Consider the following 18233-nt stretch of genomic DNA (forward strand, 5'->3'; position numbering starts at 1 on the left):
GCGTGTGGTTCCCGTCACGCTCCGAGCCTACGCGGCTGGGCGGCTACGGGAGGAGGCGCGTCGGGCCGCGGAACAGGTAGGTCGTCTCGCGGATGGAGTGCTCGTCGAGCATGAGCATGAGCACGCGGGCGAGGCCCATGCCGAAGCCGCCGTGGGGCGGCACGCCGTAGCGGAAGAAGTCGAGGTAGAACTCGAGCTCCTCGGGGTCGAGCCCCTTCTCCTTCGCCTGCTCGACGAGCACGTCGATGCGGTGCTCGCGCTGGGCGCCCGTCGAGATCTCGACGCCGTTGTAGATGAGGTCGTAGCTGTTGGTGAGGGTCGGGTCCTCGGGGTGGCGCATGTGGTAGAACGGCCGCAGGTTGATGTCCCAGTCCGTGAGGAACACGAAGTCGTGACCGTAGGTCTCGCGCACGTATGCGGAGATCTGACGCTCGCCCTCGGGGTCGATGTCCGCGTCGTCGCGCGGGATGACGTAGCCGCGGACGGCGACGATCTGCTTGGCCTCTTCGAGCGGGATGCGCGGGAACGGCAGCGTCGGCACCTGGAGCTCGATGCCGAAGAGCTCGGCGATCTCGGCGCCGTGCTTCTCCTTCACCGCGGTGAAGCCCGCGACGAGGAGCTCCTCGTGCATCTTCATGACGTCTTCGTGCGAGTCGACCCAGCTGATCTCGGCGTCGATCGACGTGAACTCCGTCGCGTGCCGAGAGGTGAACGAGGGGTCGGCGCGGAACGCGGGGCCGACCTCGAAGATCTTGCCGAAGCCGGCGGGCTGCGCCATCTGCTTGAAGAACTGCGGGCTCTGGGCGAGGTACGCCGTGCCCTCGAAATAGCCGACCTCGAACAGCTCGGCGCGAGACTCGGAGGCGCTCGCCATGAGCTTCGGGGTCTGGATCTCGACGAAGTCGCGTTCGACCCAGTACGTACGCAACGCGTGCAGGAACGTGGTCTGGATGCGGAAGATCAGGTTCTGCTTCGGATGCCGCAGGTCGAGGAAGCGCCAGTCCATGCGCTTGTCGAGGCTCGAGTCGGCTGCGATCGGGATCTCGAGTGCCTCGGAGACGACGTCGAGCGAGCCGATCTTCACCTCGAGGCCGCCGAGCTTGACGCGCTCGTCGTGCTTCAGTTCGCCGGTCACGCTGATGAACGTGCCGTGCGTGAGCGCCGAGATGGACTCGGTCATGGCCAGCGCTTCGGCGGCTCCGACGCTGACGCCCTCGGGGTCGAGCTCGCGGGTCGCGGGGTTCACGAGCTGCACCGCGCCGGACTCGTCGCGCAGGATGACGAACTGCACCTTCTTCTGATCGCGCACGGTCTCGACCCATCCTGCGACGGTGACGGGACCGTCGGGGAGCGCGGCGAGCTGCTTGACGAGGGTGCGGTTGTTCACGATCGACCATCCTACCGGCGCGCCCTCGCGCGCCTGCCGGTACGATCGCGAGCAGTGCGGCTTGTGGGGGCGCAGGGGAGGGAGCGGGCGTATGGAGCAGACGGACCGCCGGGTGCCGATCGACGCACAGCAGGTCGACGCCCCGCTCTCGCAGTTCGCCGTCTTCCTCACGGTCGTCGTGCGTCAGGAACCCTCCGCCCTCGACACCGTGCGCGAGGTCGTCGCCGGCCTCGACGACCTGGCCAAGACCGTCGGCTTCCGCGACATGGCGGCCAACTTGTCGTGCGTCGTCGGCATCGGCGCGGCGGCGTGGGAACGGTTCGGCCAGGCCGGGCGTCCAGCGGAGCTGCGCCCGTTCGTCGCGATCGCCGGCGGCGCGCACACCGCGCCGGCGACGCCCGGCGACCTGCTCTTCCACATCCGCTCCGACCGTGCCGACCTCTGCTTCGAGTTCGAGCGGCTGCTCCTCGACGACCTGGACGGCGCCGTCGACGTCGTCGACGAGGTGAACGGCTTCCGGTACTTCGACGCCCGCGACCTGCTCGGCTTCGTCGACGGCACCGCGAACCCGAGCGGCATCGGGATGGCCGAGGCGACGCTCATCGGCGATGAGGATCCCGCATTCGCGGGCGGCAGCTACGTCGTCGTGCAGAAGTACCTCCACGATCTCGCCGCGTGGAACGCGATGACCACCGAGGAGCAAGAGGCCGTCATCGGTCGCCGGAAGGCGGACAACGTCGAGCTCGACGACACCGAGCCGCAACGGGCCCACAAGACGTTGGCCACGATCACCGACGAGCACGGCGTCGAGTTCGAGATCCTCCGCGACAACATGCCGTTCGGCAGCCCCGCGTCCGGGGAGTTCGGCACGTACTTCATCGGCTACTCCCGCCGCCTGTGGGTGATCGAGCGGATGCTGCAGCGGATGTTCCTCGGCGACCCTCCCGGCCTCCACGACCGCATCCTCGACGTGTCGACCGCCGTGACCGGCGCGACGTTCTTCGTTCCGCCGCTCCACCTGCTCGAGGCGCTGGCCGACGGCGAGTGATCGAGGCGGCCCGACCCTCGGCGGATTCAAAGGGAACCGCTCTCTAGACTGGAGATCGTGCCGGCCGAGCAGATCCATCTCGTGCGCCATGGCGAGGTGTTCAACCCCCAGGGCGTGCTCTATGGCCGACTCCCCGGGTACGGCCTGTCCGACCTCGGTCGACGGATGGCGCGGGCCGCCGCCGACGACCTGGTCTCGCGGAAGCGCGAGATCGGTGCGCTCGTCTCGTCGCCGCTGCAGCGCACGCAGCAGTCGGCCGAGCCGATCGCCGCCGCCTTCGGCCTCGAGGCCTCCCTCGACGACCGCGTGATCGAGCCCGAGAACCACTTCGAGGGCAAGCGCATGCGGGGGCGCGACGGCGCGCTGCGCGACGTGCGGAACTGGACCTACCTCGTGAACCCGTGGGAGCCGAGCTGGGGCGAGCCGTTCCGTTCGATCGTGACCCGGATGCTGCACGCCATGGACGACGCGTGGAATTCGACCGACGCCGGCGATGCCGTGATCGTGAGCCACCAGCTGCCCATCTGGACGGTGCACCGACGCCTCGCCGGCAGGTCGCTCGCGCACGACCCGCGCCGCCGTCGCTGCGCCCTGTCGAGCATCACGACGTTCGAGCGTCGCGGCGCGCAGTTCGTCGAGGTCGGCTACCGCGACCCCGCGGCGGGCCTCGGCGTGCATGCGACCGACGTGGGGGCGGTGTGATGGTCCTGCGTTCGATCGCGGCGCTCGCCGCGGCATCCGCTCTCCTCCTCACCGGCTGCGCCAGCGACCCGCTCGCCGAGCAGTACCGCGAGGGCAGTGGCAAGAACTACATCGCGGGCGACGGCACCATCTCGGAGTTCGCCGAGCCGCAGCGCGGCGAGCCCATCGAGTTCTCGGGTGAGACCGTCGACGGCGGCACCTTCGACTCCGCCGACACGCTCGGCGACGTCACCATCGTGAACTTCTGGTACGCCGGGTGCGCGCCCTGCCGTGTCGAGGCGCCGATCCTCGAGGACGTGTCGCAGCAGTTCGGCGACGAGGGCGTGAGCTTCGTCGGGGTGAACGTGCGCGACCAGGCCGGCACCGCCGCTTCCTTCGAAGAGACGTACGGCGTCACCTACCCGTCGATCCTCGACGTCGAGTCGGGCACCGCGCAGCTCGCATTCGCGGGCCCGGTGCCCGCCGCCGCCGTGCCGACGACGATCGTGCTCGACCAGGAGGGCCGCGTCGCGGCGCGCGTGCTCGGCCAGCTCACCGACGCGTCGATCCTCGAGTCGATCATCGACGGCCTCCTCGCCGAGCAGCAGGCCTAGGAGGCCGACGACATCGTGGGCGGCATCGGCGACATCGTGCTGAACGGGCAGCTGCTCGCAGCCGTGCCGATCGCGCTCGCCGCGGGACTCGTCTCGTTCCTCTCACCGTGCGTGCTTCCGCTCGTGCCCGGGTACCTCGGATACCTGGGCGGGTTCACGGATGCCTCGGCCGAGGCATCCGAGGAACGACGCAACCGTCGGCGACTGGTGTTCGGCGTGCTGCTGTTCATCGCCGGGTTCACGGTCGTGTTCGTCACCTTCAACCTGGTCGCGGGCGTGGCGGGCGCGTGGTTCAACGCGTACGGCGAGGTCATCACCCGGGCGCTCGGCGTCGTGCTCATCGTGATGGGGCTCGTGTTCATCGGCCAGTTCACGTTCCTGCAGCGCACGATCAAGCCGTCGTGGCGCCCGGCGACCGGGCTCGCGGGCGCGCCGCTCCTCGGCATCGTGTTCGGCCTCGGGTGGACCCCGTGCATCGGGCCCACCCTCGCGGTGGTGCTCGCGCTGAGCGCCGACTCGGCGTCGGCCGGCCGCGCCGTGCTGCTCGGCCTCGCGTACTGCGTCGGCCTCGGCATCCCGTTCCTGCTCGTGGCGCTCGGCTTCGGCTGGGTCACGGGCTCGCTCGCATTCTTCCGCCGGCACATCCGCACGATCAACCTCATCGGCGGCTCGTTGCTCGTCGCGATCGGCGTGCTCATGGTGTCAGGTCTCTGGACGATCTGGATGTACGAACTGCAGGCGGTGATCACCGGCTTTGTCCCCGCGATCTGACCCCGACGCGCTGTCTCGCCCCGACGACCACATCTATGCGCCCGAGCGCAAGCCCGACGCATCCGTCACGCAGCCGAAGCTGGGAGTGGTCGGATGGCTGCGCTTCGCGTGGCGCCAGCTCACGAGCATGCGCACGGCGCTGCTGCTGCTCCTGCTGCTCGCGATCGCGGCGGTGCCGGGCTCGCTCGTGCCGCAGCGCTCGAGCGACCCGAACGGCGTCACGCAGTACTTCGCCGACAACCCCGACCTCGCGCCCGTGCTCGACGGCTTCCAGATGTTCGACGTCTATACGTCGGCGTGGTTCTCGGCGATCTACCTGCTGCTGTTCGTCTCGCTCATCGGCTGTGTCATCCCGCGCACGAAGCACCACTTCGACGCGCTTCGGGCGCGGCCGCCGCGCACGCCCGTGCGGCTGTCTCGACTTGCCGGGTACACCGAGAGGCCGCTGGCTGGTTTCGAGACGGCGCATGGCGCCTCCTCAACCAGCAGTGCGGCGGATGCCGCGATCGACCGCGCCGCCGCCGAGCTCAGGCGTGCGGGCTACCGGGTCGAGCGCTATGACATGCGCGGCGAGGCATCCGTATCGGCGGAGCGCGGCTACCTGCGCGAGACCGGCAACCTCGTGTTCCACACGGCACTCCTCGGAGTGCTCGTCGCGGTGGGCATCGGGGGAGGGTTCGGCTTCTCGGGCCAGCGCGTCGTGGTGGAGGGCCAGTCGTTCGTGAACACGCTCGCCGCCTACGACTCGTTCAACCCGGGCCGCTTCTTCGACGACACGACGCTCGACCCGTACCGGCTCTCGCTCGGGGAGCTCGACGCCGTGTACGAGACGCGCAACCAGGAGGCGATCGGGCAGCCGATCGACTTCACCGCGCACGTGTCGGTGCAGGCCAAGGGCGGCGATTCCGAGCCGGGCGTGGTGAAGGTGAACGCACCGCTGCGTGTGCACGGCACCGACGTGTACCTGCTCGGCAACGGCTACGCGCCGACCATCACGGTGCGGAACCCCGACGGCGAGGTCGTGTTCACCGACGCCGTGCCGTTCCTGCCCCAGGACGCGAACCTCACCTCGATCGGCGTCGTGAAGGTGCCCGACGGACTCGAGGAGCAGCTCGGCATGGTCGGGTTCTTCTACCCGACCCAGACGACCCTCGGCTCGGGCGCCTACACGTCGAGCTACCCCGACCTCGTCTACCCGGTGCTCACGCTCAACGTGTATCAAGGCGACCTCGGCATCAACGAGGGCACCCCGACGTCCGTGTACACGCTCGACCCGTCGAGCATGGAGCAGCTCACCGGGGGATCGACTGGCGTCGAGTCGATCGAGCTCATGCCCGGCGAGACGGTCGAGCTGCCGAACGGCCTCGGCTCCGTCAGCTTCGAGGACGTGTCGCCGGATGCCGGCGATCCGGATGCCGCGGAGGGCGACTACTCGCAGAGCGTCTCGCGCTTCGCGAGCTTCGACATCCACGACGACCCGTCGCAGGGTTGGGTACTCGCCTTCGCCGTGCTCATCGTGGCCGGACTGCTCGTCTCGCTGTTCGTGCCCCGCCGCCGCATGTGGGTGAAGGCCGCGCGCCGGCCCGACGGCACCGTGGTGCTCGAGTACGCCGGCCTCGCCCGCGGTGAGGATCCGGGTCTCGAGGAGGCCGTGGCGGCATTCGCCGACCGGCACGCGAATCCTGCGACGTAAGGTGGAACCGTGACGCTCGACGAGATCTCCATCATCCTCGTGTACTCGGCCATGGCCGTCTACGCGATCGCGTTCATCGCGTACGCGATCGACCTCGCGCGTCGCTCCGCGGCTGCGACGAGGGCGGCCGACCTGGTCGGGGTCGCGCCCTCCGTGAGTGCACCCGCCGTCGTCGCGGGAGGGCGTGCGGCCACCTCGGTCGGCTCCGCCACTGATGCCACAACCGCATCAGTGCCAGAGTCGTCGGGAACGGTCGCCATCGAGCGTGCAGTCCCATCTGCCGGCGAGGCGGAGGTCACTGGTACCGGTCCAGCCACCCCGGCCGCACCCCGCAAGCTCGGGGCATCAGTCGCATCCGGGGCAACCGTCGCATCCGTCGCGTACGGCCGCTCGCCGGCGCTGCGTGTCGGCGTCGCGATGACGGTGATCGCGTGGGTGCTGCACCTCTCGGCCGACGTCACGCGTGGTCTCGCCGCCGGCCGCGTGCCGTGGGCCAACATGTACGAGTTCGCGCTCACCGGCACGCTCGTCATCACGACCGTCTACCTGGTCGTGCTCGTGGTCGCAAAATACGACCTGCGGTTCCTCGGCACGTTCGTGACCGGCCTCGTGCTCGTGCTGCTCGGCGTCGCCACCGTCAACTTCTACGTGAGCGTCGTGCCGCTTCCGCCTGCGCTGCAATCGGCGTGGCTCGTGATTCACGTGTTCGTCGCGACCTCCGCGACGGGCTTCCTCGCGCTCGGCTTCGCGCTCTCGGTCGTGCAGCTCATGCAGTCGCGCCGCGAGTCGCTCGCGGCATCCGCGAAGGCGGTGAAGCAGAACTTCCTCGCGACCCTGCCCGACTCGGCCGCGCTCGAGAACCTGGCCTACCGCGTGATCATCGTCGGGTTCATCCTCTGGACGTTCACGCTCATGGCCGGCGCGATCTGGGCCGAGGCGGCGTGGGGCCGCTACTGGGGCTGGGACACCAAGGAGGTGTGGACCTTCATCATCTGGGTGGTCTACGCCGGGTACATCCACGCGCGTGCGACGCGCGGCTGGCGCGGCTCGCGATCGGCATGGCTGGCGATCATCGGCTTCTCGACGGTGCTCTTCAGCTTCACCGTGGTGAACCTGTTCTTCAAGGGACTGCACGCGTACTCAGGGCTCTGAATCCCCGCAACTGAGGTCAGGGCGGGTGAGGATTGCTCAGCTCTTCCGTGGTGGCGACGCGTCGGTCGGAGAATACTGGGGCTGCCAGCAGGCAGACGGGTACTCCGACGCCGATGCCGGGAGCGCGTGCCGATGTCGACGCCGTCTCCGGCCGTGTCGCTGCTGCCTGTCGAGTGGAGCGCTGAAATGAATGGACGAACTGCACGCCCCGGCTTTCGTCTGCTGAAGGGGGCGGCCGCCGCCCTCGGCGCGGCCGGCCTGATCGTGGTCGGCCTGGCATCGCCGGCCGCCGCCGATCCTCCCACGGTCGAGTACTTCTCCAACACGTTCCCCGACGTGAACCCGTGCACCGGTGAGATGCACACGGTCACGATCGAGTTGACGGAGTCCCAGCACTTCCACGGTGACAACTTCATCGGGACCGGTAGGACGACGATCACCACGGAGCCGACCGGGTTCTCCGGTAGCGGCACGACCACCGTCGTCGAGACGGAAGGCGCCTTCGTGTTCCGGGGAGTCGACATCCTGAGCGACCCCGCCGGGAATCGCATCATGGCGAGCGTCATCTTCGTGGCGAACCCCTCGACCGGCGACATTCGCGTCGTGGACGCCGACCTCACCTGCGTCCACTCGGTGGACTGATCCCGAGCGCTCGGAGACCCGTGCGGCGATGCTGCCGCACGGGGGCTCGTGCGAAGTGCGCTCCCGCGCGGCTACTCGTACACGATCCTCGACGCGCACACCCTCGTCGCGGCCTGACCTGCCCCGATCGCCCAGGCGTCCGGCAGCGCGCTCCAGAACGAGGTGACCGCATCCACGGTCTCGTCAGGCGACTCGAGCGGCGGGATCCCCAAACCCGCGACCGCCTGCACGCGTGCGTCGAGCATCTCGTCTGCAACGAGCTGCGCCAGCTGCGGTGTCCACTCGCCGCGCTCGGTCGTCGCCAGAAAGAGGACCGGTGCGGCGATACGCTCCGCGGCCCCGGTGAGGTCCGGGCGGTCGAGCGCGAAGGAACGCGCCGCAAGCACCGTCGCCCGTCGCGGCGGACCAGTGAAGCCCTCCCTGACGATCGTGCACGCCTCCTCGTCGGTTGCGCGGGTGTGATCCGTCAGAAGCGAGCCGAGCAGTGCCCCGGTGACCGGTGGAATCGGTCCGAGTACGCCGTACAGCAGGCACAGCAGCTGCACCTTCCACCGCTCCGATCCGCCGCGTGTTCCGAGCCGGTGGGTCGGCGAGCCGATCGCCGCCGGACTCCGGATCCGGCCGGGATGATCGGCGGCGAGCGCGATGCCGACGTGCCCGCCCCAGGTGAGTCCGATCCAGTCGACCGGGCCTTCGATCCCCAGGCCGTCGAGCACCTCGATTGCGGCCATCGCACATTCGGCGACGCTCGCCCGGCGAGTCAGCGGGTCGCTCCGCCCCGCTGACGGGCCGTCGATGATCACCAGCGTGCGTCGCCCGGCGAGCTCATCGCGCACCCGATCCCAGATGCGGGAGTCGACGAACAGGCCGTGCCAGAGCACGCAGGGAGGGCCGGCTCCGACGGTCTCGACGCTGAGATCGCTCAGCCGGGTTGCGATCGTCGCCATGGAACTGAAGTTCACAAGGTCACCGTGCGGCCCTGCGCCGCGAAGCTCACCGGCCGCCCACCGGGGGTGCGCGTCAGGGCGGCGGACAGGGCATCCAGCTCGTCGTCGGAACGGCCCGGGCTGTGATGGGTGAGGATGAGTTCGCCGACCCCCGCCTCGTCGGCGAACGCGAGCGCCCGCTCGACACTCGAGTGGCCGTATTCGGCGAAGGGACGGATCTCGCTGAGCAGGAACTGGCCATCGTGGATGAGCAGCTCGGCGCCCTCGCTCAGCGCGCGGGCCGCCGGGTCGGGTTCGCCGAGATCGTGGTCCGGAAGATAGACGAACGAAGTGCCGTGGTGGGTCACACGCACGCCGACGGTCTGGCCGCCCTTGTGCCGCACGCGCGCGGTCTGCAGCTCGAACTCCCCGAGCGTCAGTTCGTCGGGCAGCACCGAGAACGACCAGTCACCCTCGAGCTGATCGGGCGTGATCGGAAAGCTCGGCGGTGAGAAACCGCGACGCAGCTCGGCCACAGGGTCGCCGTCTGCTGGCAAGTACACCGTCACGCGGGCGTCGATGCGATTCACGGCGGCGCTGAAAGGAAGACCCTGCACGTGATCCCAGTGCAGGTGGCTGAGCACGATCGCGCCGGCGAACGGCTGGCCGTCGAGCAGCCCAGCCAGATCGCGGAGGCCGGTCCCGGCATCCAAAATCAGGGTCGGCACCCCGTCGCCGCCGGCGACCGCGAGGCAACTGGTGTGACCGCCGTAGCGCAGGTACTGATCCCCGGGGGCCGGCGTCGACCCGCGGACGCCGAGAAAGAAGACCCTCATGCCACCGGCGCCTGGCTGGCGCTCTCCTCACGATGGTGGATCTGCGTCAACTCCTCGAGTGCCGCCCGGTCGACCGCGGAGGCGGGCACCTCGGCGACGCGGACGCCGGTGAGGGCGGTCACCGTCGCGGTCCGCATGCCGTCGGTGAGGATGGCGCGCTCCCCGAGCACCGCCCCCGGACCGAGCTCACCGCAGCCGACTCCGTCCACGTCGATGGCGACGACCCCGTCGAGAACCAACGAAAGCGTGTCGCCCGGCGTTCCCTGCGCGAACAGCACCTCGCCAGCCTCGAGCGAACGGATGTGGGGCGGCTCCGCGCCGCGCATGATGACGCCCGAGAGCGCACGCTCCAGCTCCGTCTCCGCCGCGGTCACGACGACGGCCGAATCCGCATCTCCCCACGGCGTGTCTCGCCACGACCCCTGTCCGAGCCAGTGGTCCCAGGTAGCGACACCGGCCTTGAGCGCGAGGCGGTCCTGCTCGTCGTAGACCCAGTGCCGCGGAAAATCGCTCGCACCGGAGAGCTCGAAGTGCGAGCTGCCGTCCGCGCTGAGGGTGAGGCTCAGCGTGGTCCACACCAGCGGCGGGGTGAGATGGATGAACGGAGGGTGCGCGTTGGCCCGCGGCAACGGCATGCCGGTGCGTCCGCCGGCGGTCTGCAGGAACGTGATCGTGCCGTCGCCGACCACCGGATCGGGCCGCAGTGTCGGCATCGACACTCCGGCGGCGGTGAACGAGTACGGACCCAGCCGCACCGTGCTCGACCCCATCACGAGCTGTCCTGCGTACCCGTGGTCGACGACCGTGCCGTCGTCGGCGAACTCGGCCCAGGCTTCGTGCCGATTGGCGAAACGGAAGCGATCGCGCACCCGAAGGTCTTCGAGCGAGCCGAGCACATCGGGAGGCGGCGCGTCGTAGTGGGTCATCCCCCGGTCGAACGCCGAACGCATCCCCGAGGTGATGGACTCTGAAGGAATCCACGACACCGAGGTGACGTGCGCTTCCACTCTGCTCATGATCGTTTCCTTTCAGGCACTCGCGAATACCGCATCGTGCAGGGCACGCGGGGTCATCTCTTCTTTGCGGAGGTATCCGCGCGCGCCGCTGCTGAGCGCGTCCGCGGGCAGATCGTCGGGCGCATACGTCGAGACCAGCACGACCCGCGCCTCGGGGAGGGCAGCGAGGATCTGCCGAGTTGCATCGATCCCCGAGATCCCGGGCAGGTTGATGTCCATCACGACGGTGTCGGGCCGGAGACGTTGCGCCGCGACGATCGCGGCCTCACCGCTGTCCGACTCGGCCACCACCTCCCAGCCATCGAGCAACGACACCACGCTGCGGGCGACAGCACGGAACAGCGGCTGGTCGTCCACGATCAGCACCCGACGTTCCGACCTGGCCCGTTCAGTCATGCTCGGCCCGCAGTCTCACCAGCACCGCCATGACCCGGCGGTTGATATCCGGTTCGGTGCCCAGTCCGAGCTTCGAGAACAGGCTGTTGATGTGTTTCTCGACGGTGCGCTCCGAGAGGTACATGCTCCGGGCGATCGCAGAATTCGACTTGCCGAGCGCGATCTCGTCGAGCACGGCGCGCTCCGCCAAGGTGAGGTCGTTCAGCGGCGACGAGATGTGCTTGCGGCGATCCCTCACGAGCGCCTCCACCACAGCCGGGTCCACGAGCGAACCGCCGGACGCGACGGTGCGCACGGCGGCGGCGAGCTGGCCCGGCTGGCTGACGCCTTCCTTGAGCAGATAGGCACGCCGCGCTGAACCGTCAGCCAGCAGCGCGGACGCGTAGGCAGGTTCGGCGTACTGGGACAGCACGACGACACCGAGCTCTGGATGCGTGGTGTGGAAGTCGGTGGCCGCCTGAATGCCCTCGTCGCTGTACAGCGGTGGCATGCGCACGTCGGTGACGACCACTTTGGGCCCCCGGCGGGCGACCGCGTCGTACAGCTCGGTGACGTTCTCGCACTGGTCGAGGACCGTGATGTCGGCGGCGAACTCGAGGACACTTACGATCCCCTGCCGAACGAGCAACGAGTCCTCGGCGACGATCACGGTGATCTGCTCGTCGGTCATCGTCCACTCTCCAGTTCTGCGTCCTCGGTGTCCGGGAGCGGGATGCTTCCCACCACCGAGGTTCCATCCCCGAGTCGCGACGTCACCGTCAGCGTCCCGCCCAGAGCGCCGAGCCGGTCCAGCATGTTGGTGAACCCGTGCCCGCGCGCGATCGTCTCATCGGCGGCGTCGAAGCCGGTGCCCGTGTCGCGCACGTCGAAGAGCAGCCGGCCGTCCTGCTCGGTGACCTTCACCGTCACCTCGGCACCCGGTCCGGCGTACTTGCCGGCGTTCTGCAGGGCTTCGACGCAGCAGAAGTAGACCGCGGCCTCGATGTCCGGGGTGTGCCGCGACACCTCTGCGACGACACCCACCTCGAGGGGCGAGCGCGTTGCTGCGGCACGGAGCGCCTCGGGCAGGCCCTTGTCCCGGAGGAGCGGCGGGTAGATCCCGTGGGCGAGCTCGCGCACCTCTTGCACGGCGGCCTGCACATCGCCACGCAACTCGCCGAGCATCTTCGTAGCGGCATCCACGTCGCCTGAGGAGTAGATCTGCTCGACCAGCCCGATCTTCACGGCGAGCGCCACCAGGTGCTGCTGAGCGCCGTCATGCAGGTTGCGCTCGATCGTCCGCCGGGTCTCATTGCCGGATGCCACGATCCGCAGCCGCGATGCGCGCAGTTCGCTGTTCCGCTCTTCGAGTTCGACGAGCGACCGCTGCAACGCCGAGTCGAGGTGGACGTGGTGGAGTGCGAGCCCGAACTGCCGTGCCAGCTCGGCGAGCAGGCGCTCCTCCTCCTCGGTGAACGCGGACTCCGGCGCCCGGCGCACGACGATCAGCCCGAGCACCTCGCCCTGGTGCGTGAGCGGGGCGATCCGGAGGGTCTGTTCACCCGTGACGAGGTCGGGCAGCCAGACCGCCGCCCATTTCGCGGCACCCATCCGGGTACGGCCGATCACCGATCGCTCGTCGACGCTCAGGGAGAGCGCCGGCCTGCTCACGTCCGGCACCGCCACCGCGAGGCTGAGCTCCCCTGAGGCCCCGGTATAGATCTCGACGGACTCGCAACCGAGCCCCTCGCGAAGCTGCTCGGCGAGCGACAACAGCAACTCGTCCATCGGAACGGCTCGGGTCATCCGGGCCTGCAGCCGGCCGAAGATGTCGGCGGGCTGGCCCTTCGCCTTTGCGGTGATCCTTCGGGAGAAGTCCGCGAGGCTGCTGCGGAGGGGAAGCACCAGCACGGCGACGACCGCCGCAGCGATCATCGACAGCCCGAGCAGACCGTGATCGGCGGGAGCGACCGGCTGACCCAGCCCGATGACGACGATCACGTAGACCGCGACCACGAGCACACCGATGCTCGCGGCGAGGACCGACGAACGCAGGACAGCGGGGCCGGCCTGTTCGAGTGCGGGCACGAGGACGCAGCCCCCGGCGATCGCCAGCGGAGCGAGCGCGACCCAGAGCCAGGCCGCCAGCGGCTCCGGCGCTCCCAGGAGCAGGTTCAGCGCAACGAGCACCAGCGCGGCCCCGCCCGCGAGCGTCGCGCCCGCGGCCAGCCAGAACCGCCGATTGCCCCGCGGCGCCCGCAGGGGACGGGGAAGGCGGACCGTGCTCTCGGCCATGGTCACTCCGTCCTCAGCACGCTGGCGACGCGGAGACTCGCCGCTCGATGGCCGGGCCACACCGCGAGCAGGTTCGCGATCAGCAGCGCCGCGACCACGGCGGCCAGGATCAGCGTGACGCTGGTCGGATCGGCGAACGCGACCGGGGTCGACTCGGCGACGCCACGCCAGAGGGTGCGGCCGAGCGCGATCCCCAGCGGCACGCCGACGACCAGACCGACGAGCGCGACGACGCTTGCCTGGGTGACCGAGACCGTCCGGGCCTGACCGGGCGTCTGACCGAGCACTCGAATGACCGCGACGTCGTGGCGCCGACGACGCATCGCCGTGACGAGGGCATGCCCGAGCGAGCCGACCGCGAGGATCAACAGGAAGCCGGCAAGCACTTGGGGAAGCAGCCCGAGTTGGCGCAACACCTGCACCTTCGAGGGCACCGTCGGCGGCCCGAACTGGAGCGGTCCCGCGTCGCCCAGGCTCGCGGTCTCGTCCGCGATCCGCGCGGCCGCCTCTTCGACGTCCGCGCCCGAGGCCAGCCAGATCTGCACTGAATGGAACTTGAAGGCCGCCACGCCCCACAGGGCGTCGTAGGCGTTCTGGGTGATGAAGCCGCCATCGTCATAGCCGCTGTGCGGCGAGTCCGGGGTGAACGCGATGCCGACCACCTTCGCGTCCAGCGTCCCCTTCGACCCGTGCAGGGTCAGCTGATCGCCCACGCCGACCCCGAGGTCGCTGGCTGCGGTCGGGCCGAGAGCCACCTCGCTGGCGGACTCCGGAAGCCGGCCCTCGGTCACGACGAATCCGGCGTCACCCGAGGGATCGAACGTTCCGAAGGTGACCTTCTTGTCGTCGTGACTCGTCACGTCGGCCACCGAGAAGTACGCCTGGTTGACACCCACCACGTCCGCATCTTCGAGCATTGTCGTGGTGAGCGCCGCCGGGTCGGTGAAGTCGACGTCGGCGAAGCCCACGAAGCCCTCCAGCTGGTAGCTGTGCCCCGAGCGGAGCGGGTTCGAGTAGGCATCGGTGATTCCCTGGGCGAAGGTGAGGGCGGCGACCACCCCGGTCACGCCGATGACGGCGCCGACGAGCGCGGGCCGCACCGGGATGGCTCGTGGCCCCCGGCCCGGCTCCAGCGCGAAGCGCGTGCCCATGACGAGCTGCACCGGCAGGCCGGCGCGGGTCGCCGCAGCGGCGACGATCGAGCCGCGCGTGGTCTGCTGCCGGCGGCGCACCACAAGCCATGAGGCGACGGCGGCGACCGCTGGGAGCAGCACGATCGCGCTCACCGCTGTGGCGATCAGAACGTCCCACTGGAAGGCGATGCCCGGCGCCGGCTCGTAGAAGGCCGCGGTGCCGATGGGGAACAGCGCGGACAGGCCGATCGCACCCGCGACGCCGACGACGGCGCCCGTCACCGCCACGATCAGCAGCGGCAGCGTGGTCGTCCGGATCGATCGGTCGAGGGGGAGGCCGATGGCCCGCAACGGCTCCAGCTCCCCCGTCGCGGTCGTCGCATAGCGGGCGAACGCCTGGCCGATCAGGAAGACGGCCGCGACCGCCGCAGCACCGGCGAGCGCGAGCAGCGACCACGCCTCGAAGTTGATGAAGCCGGCGACCGAGCGGTTCACCTCCACCTGGTTCCAGATGTCGATGTCGGTGCGACCGGTCGCCTGGGTCAGTGCGGCCGCGAACGCCGGGATGTCGGCCTCTCCGCCCTCGAGTCGCACCAGGGCATTGATGTACCCGACCTCGGGATCGCCGAGGAAGCTCGCGGGATACTGCGCGTAGAGCTCGGGGCTCACGAGCACTCCGCCGTCCGGGCTCTGGGTGTCGTTGTACCACTCGGAGCGGATGACGCCCACGATCGTCGCGACGATGGCGGGGCCGTCGGGCTCGGGAGCGACCCCTCCCGCGTAGGCCTCCGTCATGGTCGCCGGCTGGTAGATGCCGATCGTCACGGTGTCGCCGACCTGCTTGCCGATGCTGGTGAGAAAGTTCGCAGTGACCACGACCTCATCGAGGCGGGTCGGGTCGAGCATCCGGCCATCGAGCACGACCGGTTTCTCTACGGCCGTGTAGACATCGTCTCCAACCACGGGGAACATCGAGTACTCATCGTCGATGAAGACGGCGGAGACGACGAAGCGACTGATTCCGGCCACCTGCGGGATCCGCTCCACCACATCCCAGTCGAAGCCGGGTGTGTTCGGCAGCACGACGATCGTCGCCGGGAGGCTCTGCGCGTCCAACCGCTCCTGCGCGGTCAACGCGCGCAGTGCGCCGGCGGCGGCAGCGCCGATCCCCGTGACCGCGATGGCCGCGAGCAGCGCCAGCGCCAACAGCGAACGCCAGTGGCGCCGCACTTCCCAGCTCAGCCAGAGGCGTTCCATCTGCTACTCCGCCCCGACCAGGCTGCCGTCGCGCATGCGGATCACGCGATCGGCGCCGGATGCGACATCCGCCGAGTGCGTCACCATCACGATGGTCTGGCCGTCGCCATGCAACCGCTTGAACAGCTCGATGATCTCGGCGCCGCCGTCACTGTCGAGCGCGCCGGTCGGCTCGTCGGCGAGCAACACGAGCGGCTCGTTGACCAGGGCGCGCGCGATCGCCAGGCGCTGACGCTGGCCTCCGGAGAGCACCGCTGGCAACTGCCCCGGACGGTCCCCGAGGCCGAGGAGGTCGAGCAGATCGCGCGCCCTGGAGACTGCCGCGGCACGGGAGAGCCCCCCGATCTGGGCTGCCATCGCGATGTTGTCGAGGGCCGAGATGCCGTCGAGCAGGTTGAAGAATTGGAAGACGATGCCGACGTTGTGCCTGCGGAAGCGGGCGAGCCATTTCTCATCGCGTCCCGTGATCTCCTCCCCGTCGATCCGGACCCGGCCCTCGTCGACGGTCTCCAGCCCCGCGACGACGTTCAGGAGGGTCGACTTGCCGCAGCCCGACGGACCCATGATCGCGACGAACTCGCCGCGCTCGATGCTGAGACTCACCCCGCGGAGTGCGCGGACCGGGGCGAGCTCCTGCTCGTAGGTGCGGCGCAACGACTCGACCGCGACCAACGGTGCCGCGATCTCGGCCGATGAGGCTTGCGGCTGGTCGGAAACAATCGTCGTCATCTCGTAGCCTCTTCTCGTGATGGAGTCGGTTCGGTTCGAGTCGTGTCCGTGGTCAGGCGGTAGGCGGCGACCGGAGTGTCCCGCCCCTTCACCAGGTGGTCGCCGAGTGCCTCCCATTGCCATCGGTCACCAGCCGCGGTCACCGTGGATTCGGATGCCACCGTGGTACCAGCTGGTCGCGCCAGATCCTGAAGGCGCTGGCTGAGGTTCACGGTATCGCCTACGAGGGTGTATTCGACCCGTTCGGCACTGCCGAGCAGCGCGGCTGCGACCAGACCGGTGGAGAGCCCGATCCCCATCCCGAAGGGCTCGAGTCCCTCCTTCTGCCACTCTGCATCGAGCGCTCGCTGGAGCTCGTGCATCCTGAGCGACGTGCGCACGGCGCGCTCCGCGTGATCCGGCTGCGGATCCGGCGCCCCGAACACCGCCATGACGGCGTCGCCGACGTACTGCATCACGGTGCCGTCCTCGCTCAGTACCGCCGCGTTCATCTGCTGTCGATGCGCGTTGAGCTGCTGTGCGAGCGCGCCGGGATCAGACCGCTCGGCGATGCCGGAGTATCCGCGAACGTCGCTCATGACCACGGTCACCGTCAGCCGCTCCGTTCGCGACGAGGCGGTGGGGTCGGCGCGCAGCTTCGCGGCGAGCTTGGAGGGCAGCATGCGCGAGAGGGTCTCGCCCTGCTCCTCCCGCTCCAGGATCGCGGTGTGAAGGGACCGCAGCCGTCGCAGGGCGTCCTTGCCTCCGACACTGGCATCCCGCGCGAGCACGAGGAACAGTTCGCCGATGGCGCGATCCACGGCTCCGGGGGTCTGACCCGTCACGGCTGCGATCGCTTTCACCGCCTTCCCCTCGCCGACCTGCAGAAGCAGGCGTTGCTGCTCGGCATTGAGTCCACTCGAATCCTTCGCAGGCGAGACCAGGGCGGAGACGATCTCGGGATCCAGCATCGAGCCTCCTCCCGCGACCTCGCGGATGGCGCGGGAGAGTTGGCCGCCGTCGCCGATGCGCTCCTTCAGCAGGTAGGCATAGCCCGAGGCGCCCTCGGTGAGCAGCCCGACCGCGTACTCCGGATCGTCATACTGCGACAGAACGACCACTCCCGTCCCGGGCGAGCGCTTGCGAACGATCTTGGCACCCTCGATGCCTTCGTCGTTGAAGGTGGGAGGCATCCGGATGTCGGTCACGATGACCTGGGGTGCGAGCTCTTCGGCCAGGGCGATCAGAGACTCGAGATCTCCCGCCTCGCCGACCACTTCGAGGCCCTCATCGCGGGACAGCAGGGCGCGCACCCCGGAGCGGACGATGAGGTTGTCATCGGCGAGCAGCACCGTGATGCGATCCATGTGACCATTCAGGCCCGCATCAGAGGCGGCGGCAAGCGTGCGGTCACCACTCTCCGCTGCGTGCTGGCTCCCACTGTTCCCGTTCGGGACAGATGTTGCCGACGCTGCAGGCGCACTCGTCCGAAACGGCAACTGTCGGGGCCCAGAGGGCTGGGATGTCGCGGAGGTGATAGTCGCTCAGTTGGGAGCGGGTTTCGGGGCGGCGCTGCGCGCCTCCCCAACCCGCAGTGGCATCCCCGCGAACGAGGGGCGGGTTGTGAGAACGTTTCCAGCGCGACGTGCGCTGAGAGCGCCGTGATCACGCGGCATCCGAATACGATGTCATCTCGGCG

17 protein-coding genes are annotated in these 18233 nt (G+C 69.3%); 7 read left to right on the forward strand and 10 right to left on the reverse strand.

What is annotated here, in order from left to right:
* Positions 1-43: 43 nt before the first annotated feature.
* The gene (gene aspS / locus ASG80_RS06450; protein ID WP_056729361.1) at positions 44-1387 is read right to left on the reverse strand and encodes an aspartate--tRNA(Asn) ligase; all 1344 of its coding nucleotides are present in this window, start codon (positions 1385-1387) and stop codon (positions 44-46) included.
* 91 nt (positions 1388-1478) lie between these two features.
* Between aspS and ASG80_RS06455 the strand changes: the two genes are divergently transcribed.
* The 7 genes from ASG80_RS06455 (at position 1479) to ASG80_RS06485 (ending at position 7988) form a co-directional block, all read left to right on the forward strand.
* The gene (locus ASG80_RS06455; protein WP_056729362.1) at positions 1479-2435 is read left to right on the forward strand and encodes a Dyp-type peroxidase; all 957 of its coding nucleotides are present in this window, start codon (positions 1479-1481) and stop codon (positions 2433-2435) included.
* Between the two features lie 57 nt (positions 2436-2492).
* Positions 2493-3137 carry a histidine phosphatase family protein gene (locus ASG80_RS06460; protein ID WP_056729363.1) on the forward strand — a complete coding sequence of 215 codons (645 nt, stop codon included), beginning with the start codon at positions 2493-2495 and terminating at the stop codon, positions 3135-3137.
* A complete protein-coding gene (locus ASG80_RS06465) occupies positions 3137-3730 on the forward strand; it encodes a TlpA disulfide reductase family protein (protein WP_056729364.1) in 594 nt (197 codons plus the stop codon). Before ASG80_RS06460 ends, ASG80_RS06465 begins: the two co-directional genes overlap by 1 nt.
* A 15-nt stretch (positions 3731-3745) precedes the next feature.
* Positions 3746-4501, forward strand: coding sequence for a cytochrome c biogenesis CcdA family protein (locus ASG80_RS06470; RefSeq protein WP_056729365.1), 756 nt, complete (start codon positions 3746-3748; stop codon positions 4499-4501).
* Between the two features lie 10 nt (positions 4502-4511).
* A complete protein-coding gene (locus tag ASG80_RS06475) occupies positions 4512-6194 on the forward strand; it encodes a cytochrome c biogenesis protein ResB (protein ID WP_056729423.1) in 1683 nt (560 codons plus the stop codon).
* A 51-nt stretch (positions 6195-6245) separates the two neighbouring features.
* A complete protein-coding gene (ccsB, locus tag ASG80_RS06480; RefSeq protein WP_056729424.1) occupies positions 6246-7346 on the forward strand; it encodes a c-type cytochrome biogenesis protein CcsB in 1101 nt (366 codons plus the stop codon).
* A 186-nt stretch (positions 7347-7532) separates the two neighbouring features.
* Positions 7533-7988: a hypothetical protein gene (locus ASG80_RS06485; protein WP_056729366.1), complete on the forward strand. Its 456-nt coding sequence runs from the start codon at positions 7533-7535 to the stop codon at positions 7986-7988.
* Between the two features lie 71 nt (positions 7989-8059).
* Here ASG80_RS06485 and ASG80_RS06490 read toward each other — a convergent pair whose 3' ends face one another.
* Genes ASG80_RS06490 through ASG80_RS06530 form a run of 9 tightly spaced genes read right to left on the reverse strand, consistent with a single transcriptional unit; the run spans position 8060 to position 17901 of the window.
* The gene (locus ASG80_RS06490; RefSeq protein ID WP_156401689.1) at positions 8060-8935 is read right to left on the reverse strand and encodes an alpha/beta fold hydrolase; all 876 of its coding nucleotides are present in this window, start codon (positions 8933-8935) and stop codon (positions 8060-8062) included.
* An 11-nt stretch (positions 8936-8946) separates the two neighbouring features.
* Positions 8947-9750, reverse strand: coding sequence for an MBL fold metallo-hydrolase (locus ASG80_RS06495; RefSeq protein WP_056729368.1), 804 nt, complete (start codon positions 9748-9750; stop codon positions 8947-8949).
* Entirely contained in the window at positions 9747-10766 is a 1020-nt protein-coding gene (locus ASG80_RS06500; protein ID WP_082589820.1) for a cyclic nucleotide-binding domain-containing protein, read from the reverse strand. Before ASG80_RS06500 ends, ASG80_RS06495 begins: the two co-directional genes overlap by 4 nt.
* A gap of 12 nt (positions 10767-10778) precedes the next feature.
* The gene (locus ASG80_RS06505) at positions 10779-11123 is read right to left on the reverse strand and encodes a response regulator transcription factor (protein WP_200952512.1); all 345 of its coding nucleotides are present in this window, start codon (positions 11121-11123) and stop codon (positions 10779-10781) included.
* A 31-nt stretch (positions 11124-11154) separates the two neighbouring features.
* A complete protein-coding gene (locus tag ASG80_RS06510) occupies positions 11155-11811 on the reverse strand; it encodes a response regulator transcription factor (RefSeq protein WP_200952513.1) in 657 nt (218 codons plus the stop codon).
* Positions 11812-11828: 17 nt separating this feature from the next.
* Positions 11829-13436: a histidine kinase gene (locus ASG80_RS06515; RefSeq protein ID WP_056729372.1), complete on the reverse strand. Its 1608-nt coding sequence runs from the start codon at positions 13434-13436 to the stop codon at positions 11829-11831.
* Between the two features lie 2 nt (positions 13437-13438).
* Positions 13439-15826, reverse strand: coding sequence for an ABC transporter permease (locus tag ASG80_RS06520; protein ID WP_056729373.1), 2388 nt, complete (start codon positions 15824-15826; stop codon positions 13439-13441).
* Between the two features lie 3 nt (positions 15827-15829).
* The gene (locus tag ASG80_RS06525) at positions 15830-16555 is read right to left on the reverse strand and encodes an ABC transporter ATP-binding protein (protein ID WP_056729374.1); all 726 of its coding nucleotides are present in this window, start codon (positions 16553-16555) and stop codon (positions 15830-15832) included.
* Complete coding sequence (locus ASG80_RS06530; protein WP_056729375.1) at positions 16552-17901, reverse strand: adenylate/guanylate cyclase domain-containing protein; 1350 nt, start codon at positions 17899-17901, stop codon at positions 16552-16554. Before ASG80_RS06530 ends, ASG80_RS06525 begins: the two co-directional genes overlap by 4 nt.
* Positions 17902-18233 lie beyond the last annotated feature (332 nt).

Source organism: Agromyces sp. Soil535, assembly GCF_001428255.1.
In the GTDB taxonomy this organism is placed as follows: Bacteria; Actinomycetota; Actinomycetes; order Actinomycetales; family Microbacteriaceae; genus Agromyces.

What these genes read in the sequence shown, in the direction of transcription:
- ASG80_RS06455 (WP_056729362.1), top strand. Translation starts at nt 1,479, where the DNA reads ATGGAGCAGACGGACCGCCGGGTGCCGATCGACGCACAGCAGGTCGAC.
- ASG80_RS06465 (WP_056729364.1), top strand. Translation starts at nt 3,137, where the DNA reads ATGGTCCTGCGTTCGATCGCGGCGCTCGCCGCGGCATCCGCTCTCCTC.
- ccsB (WP_056729424.1), top strand. Translation starts at nt 6,246, where the DNA reads ATGGCCGTCTACGCGATCGCGTTCATCGCGTACGCGATCGACCTCGCG.
- ASG80_RS06485 (WP_056729366.1), top strand. Translation starts at nt 7,533, where the DNA reads ATGAATGGACGAACTGCACGCCCCGGCTTTCGTCTGCTGAAGGGGGCG.
- ASG80_RS06490 (WP_156401689.1), bottom strand. Translation starts at nt 8,935, where the DNA reads ATGGCGACGATCGCAACCCGGCTGAGCGATCTCAGCGTCGAGACCGTC.
- ASG80_RS06495 (WP_056729368.1), bottom strand. Translation starts at nt 9,750, where the DNA reads ATGAGGGTCTTCTTTCTCGGCGTCCGCGGGTCGACGCCGGCCCCCGGG.
- ASG80_RS06500 (WP_082589820.1), bottom strand. Translation starts at nt 10,766, where the DNA reads ATGAGCAGAGTGGAAGCGCACGTCACCTCGGTGTCGTGGATTCCTTCA.
- ASG80_RS06515 (WP_056729372.1), bottom strand. Translation starts at nt 13,436, where the DNA reads ATGGCCGAGAGCACGGTCCGCCTTCCCCGTCCCCTGCGGGCGCCGCGG.
- ASG80_RS06520 (WP_056729373.1), bottom strand. Translation starts at nt 15,826, where the DNA reads ATGGAACGCCTCTGGCTGAGCTGGGAAGTGCGGCGCCACTGGCGTTCG.
- ASG80_RS06525 (WP_056729374.1), bottom strand. Translation starts at nt 16,555, where the DNA reads ATGACGACGATTGTTTCCGACCAGCCGCAAGCCTCATCGGCCGAGATC.
- ASG80_RS06530 (WP_056729375.1), bottom strand. Translation starts at nt 17,901, where the DNA reads ATGGATCGCATCACGGTGCTGCTCGCCGATGACAACCTCATCGTCCGC.